The sequence below is a fragment of the Paenibacillus pini JCM 16418 genome (assembly GCF_000576305.1).
In the GTDB taxonomy this organism is placed as follows: domain Bacteria; phylum Bacillota; class Bacilli; order Paenibacillales; family Paenibacillaceae; genus Paenibacillus_AQ; species Paenibacillus_AQ pini.
On record NZ_BAVZ01000004.1, the window covers coordinates 150,015 to 165,098 of the forward strand.

The 15,084-nt window shown below is 40.2% G+C and carries 14 protein-coding genes and 1 pseudogene; 6 read left to right on the forward strand and 9 right to left on the reverse strand.

Annotated features, from left to right (window positions below; all coding sequences use genetic code 11):
• Positions 1–6: 6 nt before the first annotated feature.
• From JCM16418_RS07845 to JCM16418_RS07865, 5 genes are all read right to left on the reverse strand, one after another.
• On the reverse strand, positions 7–807 hold the full coding sequence (locus JCM16418_RS07845; protein ID WP_036647412.1) for a sulfite exporter TauE/SafE family protein: 801 nt from the start codon (positions 805–807) through the stop codon (positions 7–9).
• Positions 808–1,167: 360 nt separating this feature from the next.
• The gene (locus JCM16418_RS07850) at positions 1,168–2,325 is read right to left on the reverse strand and encodes an MBL fold metallo-hydrolase (RefSeq protein ID WP_036647413.1); all 1,158 of its coding nucleotides are present in this window, start codon (positions 2,323–2,325) and stop codon (positions 1,168–1,170) included.
• A gap of 16 nt (positions 2,326–2,341) precedes the next feature.
• The gene (locus JCM16418_RS07855; RefSeq protein WP_036647415.1) at positions 2,342–2,737 is read right to left on the reverse strand and encodes a DsrE/DsrF/DrsH-like family protein; all 396 of its coding nucleotides are present in this window, start codon (positions 2,735–2,737) and stop codon (positions 2,342–2,344) included.
• A 60-nt stretch (positions 2,738–2,797) separates the two neighbouring features.
• A complete protein-coding gene (locus JCM16418_RS07860) occupies positions 2,798–3,382 on the reverse strand; it encodes a sulfurtransferase TusA family protein (RefSeq protein WP_036647417.1) in 585 nt (194 codons plus the stop codon).
• Between the two features lie 32 nt (positions 3,383–3,414).
• Positions 3,415–3,732, reverse strand: a complete 318-nt coding sequence (locus JCM16418_RS07865; RefSeq protein ID WP_242403748.1) for a rhodanese-like domain-containing protein — start codon at positions 3,730–3,732, stop codon at positions 3,415–3,417.
• 231 nt (positions 3,733–3,963) lie between these two features.
• On the opposite strand from JCM16418_RS07865, the gene JCM16418_RS07870 reads away from it, so the two are divergent.
• Both JCM16418_RS07870 and JCM16418_RS07875 read left to right on the forward strand, forming a co-directional pair.
• Positions 3,964–4,812, forward strand: a complete 849-nt coding sequence (locus JCM16418_RS07870; protein WP_036647420.1) for a sulfurtransferase — start codon at positions 3,964–3,966, stop codon at positions 4,810–4,812.
• 291 nt (positions 4,813–5,103) lie between these two features.
• Complete coding sequence (locus tag JCM16418_RS07875; protein WP_036647422.1) at positions 5,104–5,316, forward strand: hypothetical protein; 213 nt, start codon at positions 5,104–5,106, stop codon at positions 5,314–5,316.
• 184 nt (positions 5,317–5,500) lie between these two features.
• Here the strand turns inward: JCM16418_RS07875 and JCM16418_RS07880 are convergent, their stop codons facing one another.
• The gene (locus JCM16418_RS07880; RefSeq protein WP_036647424.1) at positions 5,501–6,100 is read right to left on the reverse strand and encodes a TetR/AcrR family transcriptional regulator; all 600 of its coding nucleotides are present in this window, start codon (positions 6,098–6,100) and stop codon (positions 5,501–5,503) included.
• Between the two features lie 266 nt (positions 6,101–6,366).
• Here JCM16418_RS07880 and JCM16418_RS07885 point away from each other — a divergent pair, with 266 nt between their 5' ends.
• Positions 6,367–8,607, forward strand: a complete 2,241-nt coding sequence (locus tag JCM16418_RS07885) for a PQQ-dependent sugar dehydrogenase (RefSeq protein WP_036647425.1) — start codon at positions 6,367–6,369, stop codon at positions 8,605–8,607.
• 184 nt (positions 8,608–8,791) lie between these two features.
• Here the strand turns inward: JCM16418_RS07885 and JCM16418_RS07890 are convergent.
• Together JCM16418_RS07890 and JCM16418_RS07895 are read right to left on the reverse strand one after the other, a co-directional pair.
• Positions 8,792–10,137, reverse strand: a pseudogene (locus JCM16418_RS07890) (amino acid permease).
• 235 nt (positions 10,138–10,372) lie between these two features.
• Positions 10,373–10,690, reverse strand: a complete 318-nt coding sequence (locus JCM16418_RS07895) for a winged helix-turn-helix transcriptional regulator (RefSeq protein ID WP_036647427.1) — start codon at positions 10,688–10,690, stop codon at positions 10,373–10,375.
• 295 nt (positions 10,691–10,985) lie between these two features.
• Between JCM16418_RS07895 and JCM16418_RS07900 the strand changes: the two genes are divergently transcribed.
• The 3 genes from JCM16418_RS07900 (at position 10,986) to JCM16418_RS07910 (ending at position 14,553) form a co-directional block, all read left to right on the forward strand.
• On the forward strand, positions 10,986–11,741 hold the full coding sequence (locus tag JCM16418_RS07900; protein WP_036647429.1) for an SDR family NAD(P)-dependent oxidoreductase: 756 nt from the start codon (positions 10,986–10,988) through the stop codon (positions 11,739–11,741).
• Between the two features lie 118 nt (positions 11,742–11,859).
• Positions 11,860–13,125 (forward strand): MFS transporter, encoded by a 1,266-nt coding sequence (locus tag JCM16418_RS07905; protein WP_036647434.1) that lies wholly within the window; start codon positions 11,860–11,862, stop codon positions 13,123–13,125.
• Positions 13,126–13,281: 156 nt separating this feature from the next.
• Complete coding sequence (locus JCM16418_RS07910; protein WP_036647435.1) at positions 13,282–14,553, forward strand: MFS transporter; 1,272 nt, start codon at positions 13,282–13,284, stop codon at positions 14,551–14,553.
• 68 nt (positions 14,554–14,621) lie between these two features.
• On the opposite strand, the gene JCM16418_RS07915 is transcribed toward JCM16418_RS07910, so the two are convergent.
• Complete coding sequence (locus JCM16418_RS07915; RefSeq protein ID WP_036647436.1) at positions 14,622–14,939, reverse strand: winged helix-turn-helix transcriptional regulator; 318 nt, start codon at positions 14,937–14,939, stop codon at positions 14,622–14,624.
• Positions 14,940–15,084 lie beyond the last annotated feature (145 nt).

Below are 15,084 nucleotides of genomic sequence, written 5' to 3' on the forward strand. Positions count from 1 at the left end.
AAGGAATTAAGAAGCAATGATCCCCCACCAAATTTTAATGGCAGTTGCCGCTATAAGAACAGCAAGTCCGATACGTAAAACCTTCACGTTAATATGTCGACTGACGCGTGTACCTACAGGAGCGCCAATAACACTTCCGATGACTGTAAATAATGTTGGCCAAAGCGGAATTCCACCGCCCACAAGTTTGCCAGCTACACCACCGATTGCTGATATAAAAACAATGGCAAGCGAAGACGCAACCGTTACTCGGGTTGGGATTTTCAGAATCGTCAGCATGATCGGAATGAGGATAAAGGAACCTCCTGCCCCTACAATACCGGATACAACGCCAACCATTAACGCAGCAATTGAAGCCATCAAAGGATTGAATCGAATGGACTCAAGCGATGTCTCTTCTCGGCTTCCCGAGTTCGGAATCATCATTAGGATCACCGCAATGACAGCCAAAGTACCATAAATTATATTGATAGCCTCACTGGGCAAATATTTCGAACTGATACTTCCGGCTAAACTTCCGATTAGAATGCTGATTCCCATGTATTTAATTAATCCAACATGCATAAGAGGCTTCTCTGTCTTACTTTGCTTACGAAAAGCAATGATACCCGCAAGAGATGCAAAGAACACCTGAAACATACTAATAGAAGAAACCTCTTTTGCTGTAAAGGTTCCTGCATGAAATAAATCTGGAATATACAATAATAATGGGTAGTTAATAATGGCTCCACCGATACCGAGTAACCCTGAGAAGAACGATCCAATGAGTCCTATAAAAAACATGATGATATGACCTGCTGCATCCATTTCATGTTCACCTCCGATGACTGTCGAATTCCAGTATAAGAAATATAAATTAACACTATACTAATTGGAAGTAAAGATTTATAATAATACCAAGTAAAACAATTGGAATAGGAAGGTGAACAACAATGATGCTTGCCAAACTTAGAAATTTGTTTGTAGATCGTTGTCCAGATTGCAAGGAAGTACTGATCGTTCACCATGACCCTACTCGTTGTGTTAAATCTTGCCCTCAAGAACATTATAGTGAAGAGATATATAGCCATTTGCATGTGCGAATTGTATATCGCCAATCATGATCATAAGTAAGCACCCCGTTCTCAGGGGTGCTTTTATTGTTAATACGTTCAGTTGTACGATGAATTATTTATCGTGGATTGCGCAGCGATTCGGACCCATCTCCATCTCACGTTGCTGCTCTAAATCAGGTAGTAAACGTCCCATATTCGTTTGGCGGATGTCATGATATGCGTTAGGCTGAGGAGGCAAATTCTCGGTAACTGCTGATCTAAACCGTGCTTCATCTGCGATCTGTAATCCCGGATTCTCGCTAAATAGATGCCCAAGAGTACTTAATACCTTACCCTCCTGATCCAATTCCGTCATTTGACCAAAATGCGCTGGAAGAACGGTAAGGTCTAGAGTAAGGTCTCGATACACATGATAAAGCGTGTTTCTCAGATCACGGGCCCAATCCTCAGCTTGACCCGCAAGGTCTGGACGTCCAATCGATGCCGTAAATAGAATATCACCTGTCAGTAGATATTGATCATTAACGAGGAATGAAGTACTGCCAATCGTATGCCCTGGAGAATATACGGGATGTATAATTACTTGTCCGTTATTTATAGTAATGTCAACAGAATCAGTCAGTCTGTTGTAGTCATACGTCACTTCATCAGCATCCTTAGGAGGCAACCAATATGACGCCCCTGTCTTCTCACAGAGTTCACGGCCACCTGAGATATGGTCAGCATGTAAATGAGTGTCTAGCACATGCTTAATCTTAACTTGATGATCTGCTGCATACGTAAGATATGGTTCGATCATGCGCGCTGCATCAACTACAATAGCTTCTTTTCGTGAGATGAGCATATAAGATAAGCATCCTTTGCCGATTCTGACAAATTGCGTAATAGTTCCTCCATCTGGCAATTGACCAACCTTAACAGGTTCCAGATGCTCACTCCAATTCTTCATACCGCCTTGAAGATAGAATATATGTCCCCTTCCTGCTGCAACAATTTCCTCTGCAACAAATTGAGAAGATCCTTCTTTTGCGCAAACCACGAGCACCTTTTGATGATCTGGAATTTGCTCAAGTGCCTTTTCTACTCCATCTAATAGATCAAAATAAGGTATGTTAATAGTGGTAATGTTACGTCCTTCGATCTTCCAATTGGCAAAATCATCTGCATTACGAACATCCAGTATGAACAGTTCTTCCTCATGAATGACGATCTGTGCCAGTTCATGTGGCGTCATGATTGCAAGTCCCAGTTCGGTTGTCTCCTTCAACATGATTTCCCTCCTATTTTTAGAACGATAATGAAATATTAGCGTCTTTAGCAAAATCAATGAACGTCGCTGCTCCGCCGACTTCAATTCCATCGATGAAATCCTCTGCACTTAGGTGCATGACATCCATGGTCATTTGGCAAGCAATAATCTTCACGCCAAGCTCCTGTGCCATCGCTAGCAATTCAGGAATGGCTGGAACGTTAGCTGCCTTGAAACCTTCTGCAAAATGTTCTTTACCTTCGGGCAGTGGAAGCTGTTGATGTCCTTGTTTATGAATTAAATTCAAGCCTTCAAAAGTGAAGAAAATGCCTACCTCAGCATCACTCGCTGCCGCCGCTGTTGCAATGTTAAACACCTTATATGCATCAAAAAGACCACCATTACTTGCGATAATTGCTACCTTTGTTGCCATAATAAATTCCCCCTGAGTTTTGTTTAATAGTTTATAAGTGCTGATGTTTTGATAACCTGCTTATTCGTTTTTATTCACTGTACCAGTCCATTCAGACATGCCTGGAACTACATTCTTGATGTTTATAAATCCTTTTTCAGTCAGTAGATTAGCTGCCGTGTTACTGCGATGTCCAGTGCGACAAACAATAAATAGTTCCTGTTCTTTATCCAGCTCTTGTACACGATCTTCAAGTTCGGCTAGCGGGATTGATTTAGAACCTGGAATATGCCCAAAAACATATTCTGCTGGCTCACGAACATCAATTATATTTAAATGAGTGCTATCATTCAGTTGTAGCTCAAGCTTTGAGTTCTGTATCGTATGAGGAAATATGGCTTCTTCCTTCACGTCCAAATCCTCTGATTTACGGATATAGTGCTTATACAGTTTGTCATTGTTCTCTTCATCTTCGACACTTCCCAAGTACTGATGACCTGTGGAGTTTGCCCAAGCTTTAATATCGGCTAAAGATCCCTTATCGGTGGCTTGTAATTCTAATACTTGTCCTGCTGCAAGGGTTCCAATCGCCTTCTTGGTACGTACAATCGGCATAGGACATGCTAATCCTTTTGCGTCTACAATGTGGTCAACTTGTATGTTCAATTTCTACACCCTCTCTTATCGATTTATCTTCTTTATTTCGAAATATTACCCTGCCATGCAAGCATTCCGCCTGTCATATTACTGAGTTTGGTATGTCCATGGGAAGCAAGGAACTCACAAGCTTGTGAGCTTCTGTTACCACTTCGACAAATCACAATTGTCTCTTGATTACGATCGATTTCATCATGACGCACTTCTAGCTGACTCAGAGGAATCAGTGTCACTTCTTTAATATGTTCTTCTCGATATTCAGCGAGTTCTCTAACATCAATAAGCTGAACTCGAGGCTGCGTCTTAATGATTGCTTCCACTTCTTCAGTGGATACTTCTTTCCATTGTGGTATGGCCAAAATATTGTCGCCTCCTTGATGTGTTAGGAATTAAATAATACCCCCATGGGTATAATAGTAGAGTGTATGAATTTAGATGTCAAGCGAACAAGCTAAGAACAAAATGGCTTCGTAGAGTAATAGCTATCCAAATAAAATATAGCCATGTATAAAAATCTGCGGAGACGTAGCATCCAGCTTGTGTATAATAAGTTATGATCCCTTATTTCTGATACTAGGCGGTGTTAATGAATGAATACATTAGTTTCCAAACCATGGGTACTTGCCCGTATATTTGAGCCCGACGTAACCATTGTGGATTGCAGATTTATACTTGGACAACCGACTGCTGGGCGAGATGCATATGAAGAGTCTCATATTCCCGGAGCCATTTATTTGGATTTGGAGGCGGACCTTTCTGACCCTGCTGCAGAACATGGAGGTCGTCACCCCCTTCCTGATGTGGAACGCTTAGCAGCTCTTCTTGGCAAACTAGGCATGAATAACGATACGCGTATTATTGCTTATGATGATCAGGGTGGGTCGAATGCCTCTAGACTATGGTGGCTTCTTACATACATTGGACATGAGAATGTATATGTCATGGACGAAGGGTTCTCCGCATGGACCGGAGCTAAATATCCTGTGAGTAAGGATCAGGCGATTCGTGTCCCCTCTACATACACAGCAAAGGTTAAAACGGAGTGGGTCGTCGGAGTAGAGACAATTCGAGACGTAATAAGCGGAGCCGATGATTCTTCTAACGTCGTTCTGATCGATTCACGGGAGCCGCGTCGTTATGCCGGACTCGAAGAACCGATTGATAAGAAAACCGGTCATATTCCCAGTGCTCTAAATAAGTTCTGGAAAGGTGTGCATGATGAGCATGGCCGCTGGAAGTCTGCGGCTAAACTCCAAGAGCACTTTGCAGATATGCCGAAAGATCGGGAACTTATTGTCTACTGTGGTTCAGGCGTGACCGCCTGCCCAAATATTCTTGCTCTTCGTGAAGCTGGCTATGACAATGTTAAATTATATGCTGGAAGCTGGAGTGATTGGATCTCGTACAGTGAGAATCCGGTAGCTACTGGGAAAGAGTAATATTTGTGAGGGATTTGGATACGTAGTTTTGCGACTGAACTGGGAAATTAGTAAGATGCCCCGTTCAGTCTTTTTTGGGTTCTTTTGAATTACTTTTCTATTCTATTAGATATGTATCGCCTGATAAAACTACCAACTTTCAGGGAGACGAAATTGGCTCCCTTTCTGTATTATAATGAACCGATGTATTACCCATTTGAATTGCCATTTTACCTATTAGGGCTTATTCTTTAACGTAATAACCAAATATGCTCTATTATTGTCGATTATATATCAGGAGGTTCTGTAATCATGGCTACTACTCATGAGCTTCTTACCGAAGCTGATTTCCAAGAGGCTGAAGACAAAAAGCTTCATATTCGCGTTTTCTCTGATGAAAGACTCATTGATTCAAACACCATCATTATTCGCTTTAACGACAATACGATTATTACACAGTCCAGTGTCAGTGACGTATCTTATCATTCCCGTAAGGAATGTCAATTTTATGTTATTCGAAAGTAAATGGAATTTAACCCAATCCATGTAACCATTCGAAGTGAAAAAACAAAAAAAGGTTGAGCCCCTTTGTAACGGGTTCAACCTTTTTAAATAGAACGCTGAAATGTAAGTGAAATTAATATCAATATCGAATAAGAACCCCGCAAACACGCTGGAAATTTAAATAGTATTATTATATTTGCTAGTATCAAGTAGCATTTTTTGTAATGCCATTCAGGAACACATTAACCGCTAAACGATACAACACGAGAGCATCCTTCTGATTTAACTTTCGAGACATCTGGCTTAGTCCCATCGTTAAACTCTCGAAAATAATGGAGAGTCCCTCAACATCATTGTGCTTAAATTCACCGCTATCCATACCTTGTTGTATTAATGCCTGATAGAATGTCAGATGACTTTTTACCATTTCTGTAATTCGTTCTTCCACATCACTAGGCTTTTCCGAGTTATCAAAAAATTCATCTGCTGATTTGGTCAACGGATGATTGAGATCTTCAAGAACCATCTGCTCAGCAACGCCGTACATCTTATCAGTCGTAGTTGTATAGAGCGACTCCTTCTCTTTCCATTGCTGTTCCCATTCTTGCTCCCACTCATCAATTAAATAGAGAAACAGCCCTTCTTTACTCTTAAAATGGTAATAAATATTTCCTTTACTGCTCCCTGTTGCGCTCACTATATCTTCAATTGAAGTTGCCTTGTAGCCTTTTTTAACAAATAGTCCTCGGGCTGCATCTGCAACTCTTTTCTTCGTATCCTCGCTTTGTAACCGCTTCTTGTTCATACACATTCCACTCCGATTTAATGAAATAACCGTTTAATATATACTGAACATTCATTCAGTATCGTATCATGATTCATAATGGTATTCAAGGAAGATAAGCAACTCAAATATAACATACATCATTTGAATTTTATCCATTTTATGTATATTAATGTTGATATAAGCATAAAAGTATAAGCGCTTTAATTTACTTAGGAAGGAGGAAATGAATTTTAATTATTGAGGACTCTACTCGTTTTGCCAAATCTTAAAAAGGAAGTGAATCAATGATTACTCGAAATAAATGGGTTGCTTTAGGTCTCAGTATTTGCTTATTACTTACTTGTCTTCCTTCGTTTAGCTTTGCTGCAGCAGCTGCAGTACCCAATCCATGGAAACAAGAAAATATTGGCTCTCCAACACTTGCCGGTAGCGCTTCTTATGATGCTACGTTGGATCAATTTTCAGTTAGCGGCTCGGGCACAGATATTTGGAATAAATCAGATCAATTCAATTATGTGTATCAGCCTTGGACGGGAGACGGCTCTATTATTGCACTCATCTCTTCTCAGACCAACAGCCATGATTTTGCCAAGGCAGGAATTATGTTTAGAGAAACGCTCAAATCTGACTCCAAGCATGTCGATTTATTATTGACCCCTTCCAATGGATACACATTTCAGTATCGTACAGAAACAGGCGGTGCTTCACTAAGTGAAAAAATCGCTTCTACAAGCCCTTCATGGGTAAATTTAGAACGCAAAGGCAATGTGATTAAGGGATATGTCTCTAACAACGGTCTCAACTGGGGCGATCTAGGTAATTTAACAATAAATATGAATGCTTCCTTGTATGTAGGATTAGCTGTTTCTAGCCATAGTGTATCCAAGCTCAGCACCGCGACCTTTGACCAAGTCAAGATAAACGCCACCGGGGATGTATTTCCACCTACTGAACCAACAAACGTGCAGGCGACAAGTGTTACAAGCACTACTGCTACTTTATCTTGGACTGCATCCTTAGATGATGTGGGTGTAACAGGATATGACTTATACAAAAATGATATTGTAGTAAAAGCCAATATTACGGGCACAACTTATACCTATACTGGCTTAACAGCAGATACCACCTATGTATTTACTGTAAAAGCAAAAGATGCAGCAGGAAATATTTCCAAAGCAAGCAATCCTCTTTCAGTCAAAACCTCGACACAAGCTGACACGCAGAGTCCGTCAATCCCTACAGGTCTTACAAGCTCTAGTAAAACTTCCTCATCCGTCGCCCTGAGCTGGACAGCATCGACAGATAATGTAAGTGTATACGAATATGACATCTATTCCAATGGCTCCATAGTTGGTACTACGGCTTCAAATTCCTATAATGTAACTGGCCTCTCTGCGAACACAACGTACAGTTTCACTGTTAAGGCAAGGGATTTAGCTGGAAATATCTCCGCTGCTAGCAAAGCACTCTCCGTAAAAACCAATGCAGCCTCCTCTGATCCATACACTCCAGAGGTTGTAGCAACCGATTTAGAAACACCATGGGCAATCGATTTTGCGCCCGATGGTCGCATATTCTTCACGGAACGCAACAGTGGTAGAGTCCGAGTTGTTGTGAACGGCCAGTTGAAATCATCACCAGTTATTACTCTAGGCGCTCCTTTCTATTACATGCCTAAAAGCGAAGGTGGCTTGTTAGGACTCGCACTCGACCCCAATTTTGCCACCAATCATTATATCTATGTATACCATTCCTACAAAACATCTGACAACAAAGTAGCCAATCAAGTGGTTCGCCTTAAGGAGAATAACAACAAAGCTACGCTTGATAAAGTATTGATTACTAATCTGCCAGGAGCGGTATATCACAACGGTGGCCGACTGAAAATAGGACCTGACCAAAAATTATATTTCAGTGATGGAAACTACGGCAATAAAGATGATACTCTGTCATTCCTTGGAGGGAAAATATTTCGTTTGAATTTAGACGGCTCGATCCCTAGCGATAATCCATTTGGCTCCAAATCACCAATCTATAGCCGAGGGCACCGCAATCCTCAAGGTTTAGCTTGGCAACCTGGTACTAATCTTCTGTTGGAGTCAGAGCATGGCGAGTCCTCTCATGATGAAATCAATCTCATTCAGCCAGGTAACCATTATGGTTGGCCGACTTATGAGGGAGGAGATCAGGATCATACGGGGATAACGCCTCCACTGATCTATGCGAATGGTACAACTTGGGCACCCTCTGGCATCACTTTTGTAACGAAAGGTCCTTGGGCAGGAAATCTGCTTGTAGCCAATTTAAAAGGGAAACAGATCATTCGCATGGTTATTGGACAAAAGAATGGTAAACCCACGATTGACAGCGACAGCCTCAATTACTTGTACGTTAATAAATACGGCCGCATCCGCGATATTGTTGAAGCACCCGATGGCTCACTTTATTTCGTGACTAGCAACAATGGCGATAAAAATGGTGATGGCACACCAGATAAGCTTGTTCGCCTCGCCCCTAACTTCTAGACAGCTACCTAAGTTGTATAAAAAGGATATATGTTCTTGTCTTGATTCATAGATAAAAGCATATATCCTTAATTTTCAAGGTCAGACCAAGAATTTCATGATCAGCAAACAAGGCCGCATAGAATGCGACCTTGTACTAATTTACATATGTGACTTTGCCTCTTGTTCCGACCCTTGCCTAAGATCAACTCTGTTTTTTTCGAAATTTAGTAAACGACCAGATCACAAGAATCACGAGGAAGCTTAGACAAGCCCCAATACTGATTCGATTCTGTTCATCGAATAGGAATAAGATGGCTATAATTGTTAAACAGAGCACAGTAATGCCAGTGACATATGGAAATCCCCAGAGCTTAAAGCTAGGCTTAATTGGATACTTTCTCCGCAGTTTCAGTTGTGAAAGACAAATACATAGCCATACGAGAATAACCACAAATCCGGGCACAGCAAGAGAATTCGGAATAATTGATCCTGTGCAAAGAAGCCTAGCATAGCTCCCGCAAGTAAAATGACTGCACATAACTTCAATGTATTAATGGGAATACCTTTTTTAGAAATTTTCACCAAGCCCTTGGGCGCTTCTCCAGCAGAAGCCATCGAATATAACATACGTGTGGCTCCATAAATTCCTGAATTAGCAGCTGATAATACCGCTGTCACTAGAATGAAATTCATAATATGTGCTGCACCCTGAAGGCCAGTAGATGATAGTACCTGCACAAAAGGACTACTCTCTCCACCTAGCTGATTCCAAGGAATTAATCCGCAAATAACCAGAATAGGCAGCGTGAAGAACAATATAATCCGCAGCATAAAGCTCCGTACTATCTTAGGTAGCACCTTCTCCGCATTCTCCGTCTCTGTTAAGGTTAAGCCGATCAGCTCCGATCCTCCGTAAGAGAAAGTTACCACGAGTAAAGCCGAGAATATAGCGGTCCATCCATTCGGAAGGAATCCGCCATGTGATGTGTAATTTTGAAGATATGGCGTGTTCGGACTCTGAATAATACCAAAAATCAGGCACGCTCCAAGTATAATAAAAATCAGAATCATAGCAATTTTAATTCCAGCAAGCCAAAATTCAATTTCTCCAAAACTGCCGACGCTCAGCATATTAATTAAAATAATCAGTGCCGCACTTGCCAAACTAAGCACCCATAATGGAACATCAGGAAGCCAATACTGTAGAAAACTGCCGGCAGCAATGATCTCAATCACACATACTGACAGCCACATAAAACAATACATCCATCCCATAATGAACGATACACGTTCGCCAAAAGCCTCATGTACAAAATCCTTCATGTTCCTGTTGGGATATACGGTAGCCATTTCAGCTATAGCAGCCATAACAACAAGGAGTAACAACCCCGCAAAGAGATAAGAAAGAATAACGCCAGGTCCTGCAAGACTAATGGTCTCCGAACTACCTTTAAATATTCCAGTTCCAATAACTCCACCCATTGCCATTAAGCTAATATGTCTAGGTCGAAGTTTTTTCTGTAGTGAATCCCCATCCGTATTTCCCATGTAAAAAATCCTCCTGATGACGTGCAAATGAATACAAAATTCCAGTTTACAGTATAACCTTTCTAATACGTAAACAACATCATTTTTTATACAAATTTTAAAGTTAGTAGTATTACACCCCATATGCTAAGATACGTGAAGTAGATTTAACTAAGTTAAGAGTCACATAAATCAAAAGAAATACAAAAAGCAACCTGTCTAGAACGGGACAAGTTGCTTTGTTTCTTGTATATTATTATAGCCATTTATTAGACCATTCTTCGACTGGTTTGAGAGCAGTTGCTAATTCGCTTCCCATTCTGGTTAACGAATATTCAATTCGGACAGGGCGATCTACAATCACGTTTCGTATTACAATTCCGCAGCTTTCAAGTTCTTTCAATCTTTCATTCAGCATCCGCTTGCTTAGAACATGTATACGTGCATGAATTTCACTAAATCGCTTAGGCTCTGCCATTAATGTATATATGATCAATCCCGACCAACGTTTTCCTAAAATCTGATATCCTTTCTCCATTCTCGTTAATGCCACGGTTTCAATTACTTTACTCATACCTGAATACATTCCTCCCCTTGACAAATACTGATAAGATAAGTAGGTAACCTATAATATCTAAGCGTAACATTTATGTTCAACCATACTATCATACATTTTATTCCTAATACAGCTTATTTCTCCTTATATAATTATTTCGATTCACATTATTGACACAAAAAAATAAAAGAGTTAGGATGGTTATATAAAGTAACCCAGTTCAAAAAAGTCACCAATTTCTGGATACAATGTGCGTTTCACCAAAACAACATTTTGGGAACTTTTTAATCATAGCAAGAAAGGGGAATACATCATGAATAAACTTCAAGGAAAAGTAGCTATTATCACAGGCGGAGCTAGTGGTATTGGTAAAGGTATGGCAACAGCTTTTGTTAAAGAAGGCGCAACAGTTGCAATTATCGACCTGAACGAAGAAACAGGGAATCAAACGATTAAAAAATTGCAAGAATATCAACCTGAATCCATCTTCATTCAAGCCAACCTGGCAGAACACGATAAATTAGCTGGTATTGTTAAACAAATAGCTGACAAGCTGGGTAAGATTGATATTCTCGTTAATAATGCCCACGCGTCAAAAATGTCATCTATTGAAGAAACAACTCAAAAAGAATTCGATTTATCGTTTAATACCGGATTCTACCCTACGTTCTACTTCATGCAAGCTGCACTTCCTTATTTGAAGGAAACTAAAGGAAACATCATTAACTTCGCTTCTAGCGCTGGACTTAATGGTGATGTGAATCAAGTTTCTTATGCTGCTGCAAAAGAAGCGATTCGCGCAGTTACCCGCGTTGCAGCCAATGAATTTGGTCCATTCGGTATCAATGTAAACCTGATTGCTCCAATTGCTAGCTCTCCTGGTATGCTTCAATGGGCTGAAGAGAACCCAGAGTATTACCAAGGTATGCTTTCTCGGATTCCATTAAGAAGACTTGGTGAACTGGAAAGTGACATTGGTCGTGTTGCTGTATTCCTTGCAAGTGAAGATTCAAGCTATATCTCTGGTCAAACCATTATGGTTGATGGTGGAGCTACGAAGTTACGTTAGTTCCTTTCATTAAAAATCATATTGAAGCGGGGATGCCCTTTAATAAACTTGGGCATTCCTGTTATTATGCGTAAAAACAAGTTTACACACACAAATTATGGTAAATAGGGGAGACAACATGAGTCAGAACAAGAAAAAAATCCACTTTGCATGGTGGCTATTACTAGGTATTGTCCTTATGGTTGGTATGATGAAAGGCGGAATTAACTCAGCTGGTGGTTTGTTTCTAACATCAGTTACTAAAGATTTAGGTATTGGGATGGGTAGCTTGTCCTTGTACTTCAGTATTTCTTCGATTGTAACCATGTTATTCCTGCCGATTGCAGGTAAATTGATGGCTAAATATGATATTAGAGTCGTGCTTATCGCTGGAACTATTCTACAAGCTGGATCATTCGCAATGTTTGGTCTTATGAATTCTGTATGGGGTTGGTACTTGTTATGTATCCCAATGTCTATTGGTGCAGTATTCGTATGTCAAATGGCTGGCCCTGTATTGATTAACAACTGGTTTAAAAAGCACAACGGTTTAGCAATGGGAATTATGGCGGCTTCCGGTGGTTTATTTGGAGCCATCCTTCAACCTATGGCTGGTAACCTTATTGCAAGCGAAGGCTGGAGATACACATATATCTTCCTTGGTGTTTTAGGTATGATCATCGTTATCCCAACAGTCATTTTAACGATTAGAATGGCTCCACAACAAAAAGGTTTACAACCACTTGGTATGGACGAAGTCAAAAAAGATGATAATACAGCTTCACATCATGCTGCACCAAAAGGTGTTACAGCAACAATTGCAAGAAAATCATCAGCTTTCTATTTCTTGATTATCTTCTTCTTCCTCATTACCTCTATCGGAAGCTTTGGACAATATGTGGCACCATACGCAGTAAGCTTAGGCTATGACATTGCTTTCGGTGGTACTGCAATGGGCGGATGGATGATTGGATCACTCATTGGATCACTTACTTTCGGCTTCTTGACTGATAAAATCGGTGCCAGAAACACAGCAATCTTTGCGATGCTTCTCGGATTAGTACCTGTTGTTATGCTAATAACCGCCGGTGATCACAAGAGCATATTCTCAATCGCAATTGGTATTTATGGATTTGTCGTTGCATCCATCGCTACTCTAGGACCTCTACTGACAACAGCATTGTTTGGCAATAAAGAATACCCTCAAATTTATTCAACGGCTGTAATGGGATTAGCGATTGCAGGTATCGTTGCTTTGCCAGCATATGGATTTATTTACCAGCTTACAGGCAGCTATACTTCAATCATTTACGCAGTTGGTGTAATGTTGATTCTAAATGTTATTGCTATCGCCTCTGCTTTCAAAGGCAAGAAGAAGCTTGAAGAAGCTGGACATTGGAATTAATTCTTAAAAAGTTACTGCGAAAGGAGATTTTCTCTTTGAGGAAATCTCCTTTTTCTCTGGCTGAAATTAGAAAAAACATCTATACGTATTATTTTTTTAAAATTTTCTAACAAGATATCGTTTTTACATGTTAAATAGAAAAATGAGGGATATTACATGAAACAACAAAAGAAAAAAATCCACTATGCTTGGTGGGTATTACTAGGAATAGCTCTGATGGTCGGTCTTGCTAAAGGTGGTGTGATGACCGCTGGAGGATTGTTTCTGACCCCCGTTACTGAGGACCTTGGCATCGGAATGGGCAGCTTGTCTCTATACTTCAGTATTTCGGCCATTGTTACGATGATCTTCTTACCGATTGCAGGTAAGATGATGGCTAAGTTTAATATCCGAATTCTTTTAATTATTGGTGTCATTCTACAAGCAGGATCATTTGCCATGTTCGGACTGATGAATTCCGTATGGGGTTGGTACTTATTCTGTATTCCAATGTCCATGGGCTCGGTCTTCGTATGTCAGATGGCAGGACCTGTACTGATTAACAATTGGTTTAAAAAGCACAATGGCTTAGCTATGGGAATCATGGTTGCTTCCGGTGGTATCTTCGGTGCCATCCTTCAACCTATGGCAGGTAACCTTATCGCTAGCCAAGGCTGGAGATACACATATATTTTTCTAGGCTTAGTAGTTATGATCATCGTTATTCCGACCATCATTGCAACGATTCGAATGGCTCCTCAGCAAAAAGGTTTGCAGCCACTTGGCATGAACGAAGTGAAAAGCGAAAGCGAACATATTTCCGCATCTGAGCCAGAAGCATCAAAAGGCGTTACGGCCGTTATTGCTAGAAAATCATCTGCATTTTATGCACTGCTTGTATTTTTCTTCTTCATTACTTCTGTAGGAGCCTTTGGCCAATATGTAGCACCGTTTGCCATGGGCGTAGGTTATGATGTCGCTTTCGCAGGTAGTGCAATGGGTGGTTGGTCCATTGGTATACTCCTAGGCGCATTATCATTTGGTGTATTAAGTGATAAAATTGGAGCTAAATCCACAGCTATTTTCGCCATGATCCTTGGTTTAGTACCTGTCCTTATGCTCATTACAATTCCTGAGAATAAAGTAATGTTTACATTGGCAATCGCGATTTACGGTTTTGTAGTTGCATCGATCGGCACTTTAGGCCCCCTACTTACGACAGCATTGTTTGGTAATAAAGAATATCCGCAAATCTATTCAACGGCTGTCATCGGACTCGCGGTTGCAGGAATCATTGCTCTTCCAGCTTACGGATTTATTGCCCAAATTACAGGTAGCTATACATCAATCCTGTATGCAGTTGCAATAATGCTCGTTGTTAACATCTTCTTAATTATCACTGCGTTCAAAGGTAAGAAGAAACTTGAACAAGCAGGACATTGGAACTAACTCAATTGAACTTAATTTAGTTAAAATATCAGCTGCCCAAAAGGTATGCTGATTTTTTCTTTAAACTTTTATAGCCACTTTGCAGCCCATAATTCAACTTGTTGTAAGGCAAATCCTAGTTCATTCCCCTTCGCCGTTAAAGAATACTCTATTTTCAAGGGGCTGCTTGTAATAACGTTTCGTACAATAATTCCGTTATGCTCAAGTTCTTTTATTCGTTCATTGAGCATCCTCTTACTTAAATCAGGGATACGACTGTGAATTTCACTGAACCTTTGAGGATTCGCCATCAATGTATGGATAATTAAACCCATCCATTTTTTACTGAAAATATGATAGCATTTCTCCACTTTACTGCATAATTCGTCTATTCCATCTTTAGTCATTACGAACACCTCCCACTTATAGGTAATCTTTTGTAAATTAGTAACGAATAATAACAAGGTAACTTTAATGTAAGTTCATTTTATCACAAAGTCTATTCTTAAATAAAGCTTTAATCATTTTTTTATTTGAACACTGCAATCTGAA

Excerpts from the sequence above, each read along its gene's own strand:
- JCM16418_RS07845 (WP_036647412.1), bottom strand. The coding sequence starts at position 807 with ATGGATGCAGCAGGTCATATCATCATGTTTTTTATAGGACTCATTGGA.
- JCM16418_RS07850 (WP_036647413.1), bottom strand. The coding sequence starts at position 2,325 with ATGTTGAAGGAGACAACCGAACTGGGACTTGCAATCATGACGCCACAT.
- JCM16418_RS07855 (WP_036647415.1), bottom strand. The coding sequence starts at position 2,737 with ATGGCAACAAAGGTAGCAATTATCGCAAGTAATGGTGGTCTTTTTGAT.
- JCM16418_RS07870 (WP_036647420.1), top strand. The coding sequence starts at position 3,964 with ATGAATACATTAGTTTCCAAACCATGGGTACTTGCCCGTATATTTGAG.
- JCM16418_RS07875 (WP_036647422.1), top strand. The coding sequence starts at position 5,104 with ATGGCTACTACTCATGAGCTTCTTACCGAAGCTGATTTCCAAGAGGCT.
- JCM16418_RS07880 (WP_036647424.1), bottom strand. The coding sequence starts at position 6,100 with ATGAACAAGAAGCGGTTACAAAGCGAGGATACGAAGAAAAGAGTTGCA.
- JCM16418_RS07885 (WP_036647425.1), top strand. The coding sequence starts at position 6,367 with ATGATTACTCGAAATAAATGGGTTGCTTTAGGTCTCAGTATTTGCTTA.
- JCM16418_RS07895 (WP_036647427.1), bottom strand. The coding sequence starts at position 10,690 with ATGAGTAAAGTAATTGAAACCGTGGCATTAACGAGAATGGAGAAAGGA.
- JCM16418_RS07900 (WP_036647429.1), top strand. The coding sequence starts at position 10,986 with ATGAATAAACTTCAAGGAAAAGTAGCTATTATCACAGGCGGAGCTAGT.
- JCM16418_RS07905 (WP_036647434.1), top strand. The coding sequence starts at position 11,860 with ATGAGTCAGAACAAGAAAAAAATCCACTTTGCATGGTGGCTATTACTA.
- JCM16418_RS07910 (WP_036647435.1), top strand. The coding sequence starts at position 13,282 with ATGAAACAACAAAAGAAAAAAATCCACTATGCTTGGTGGGTATTACTA.
- JCM16418_RS07915 (WP_036647436.1), bottom strand. The coding sequence starts at position 14,939 with ATGACTAAAGATGGAATAGACGAATTATGCAGTAAAGTGGAGAAATGC.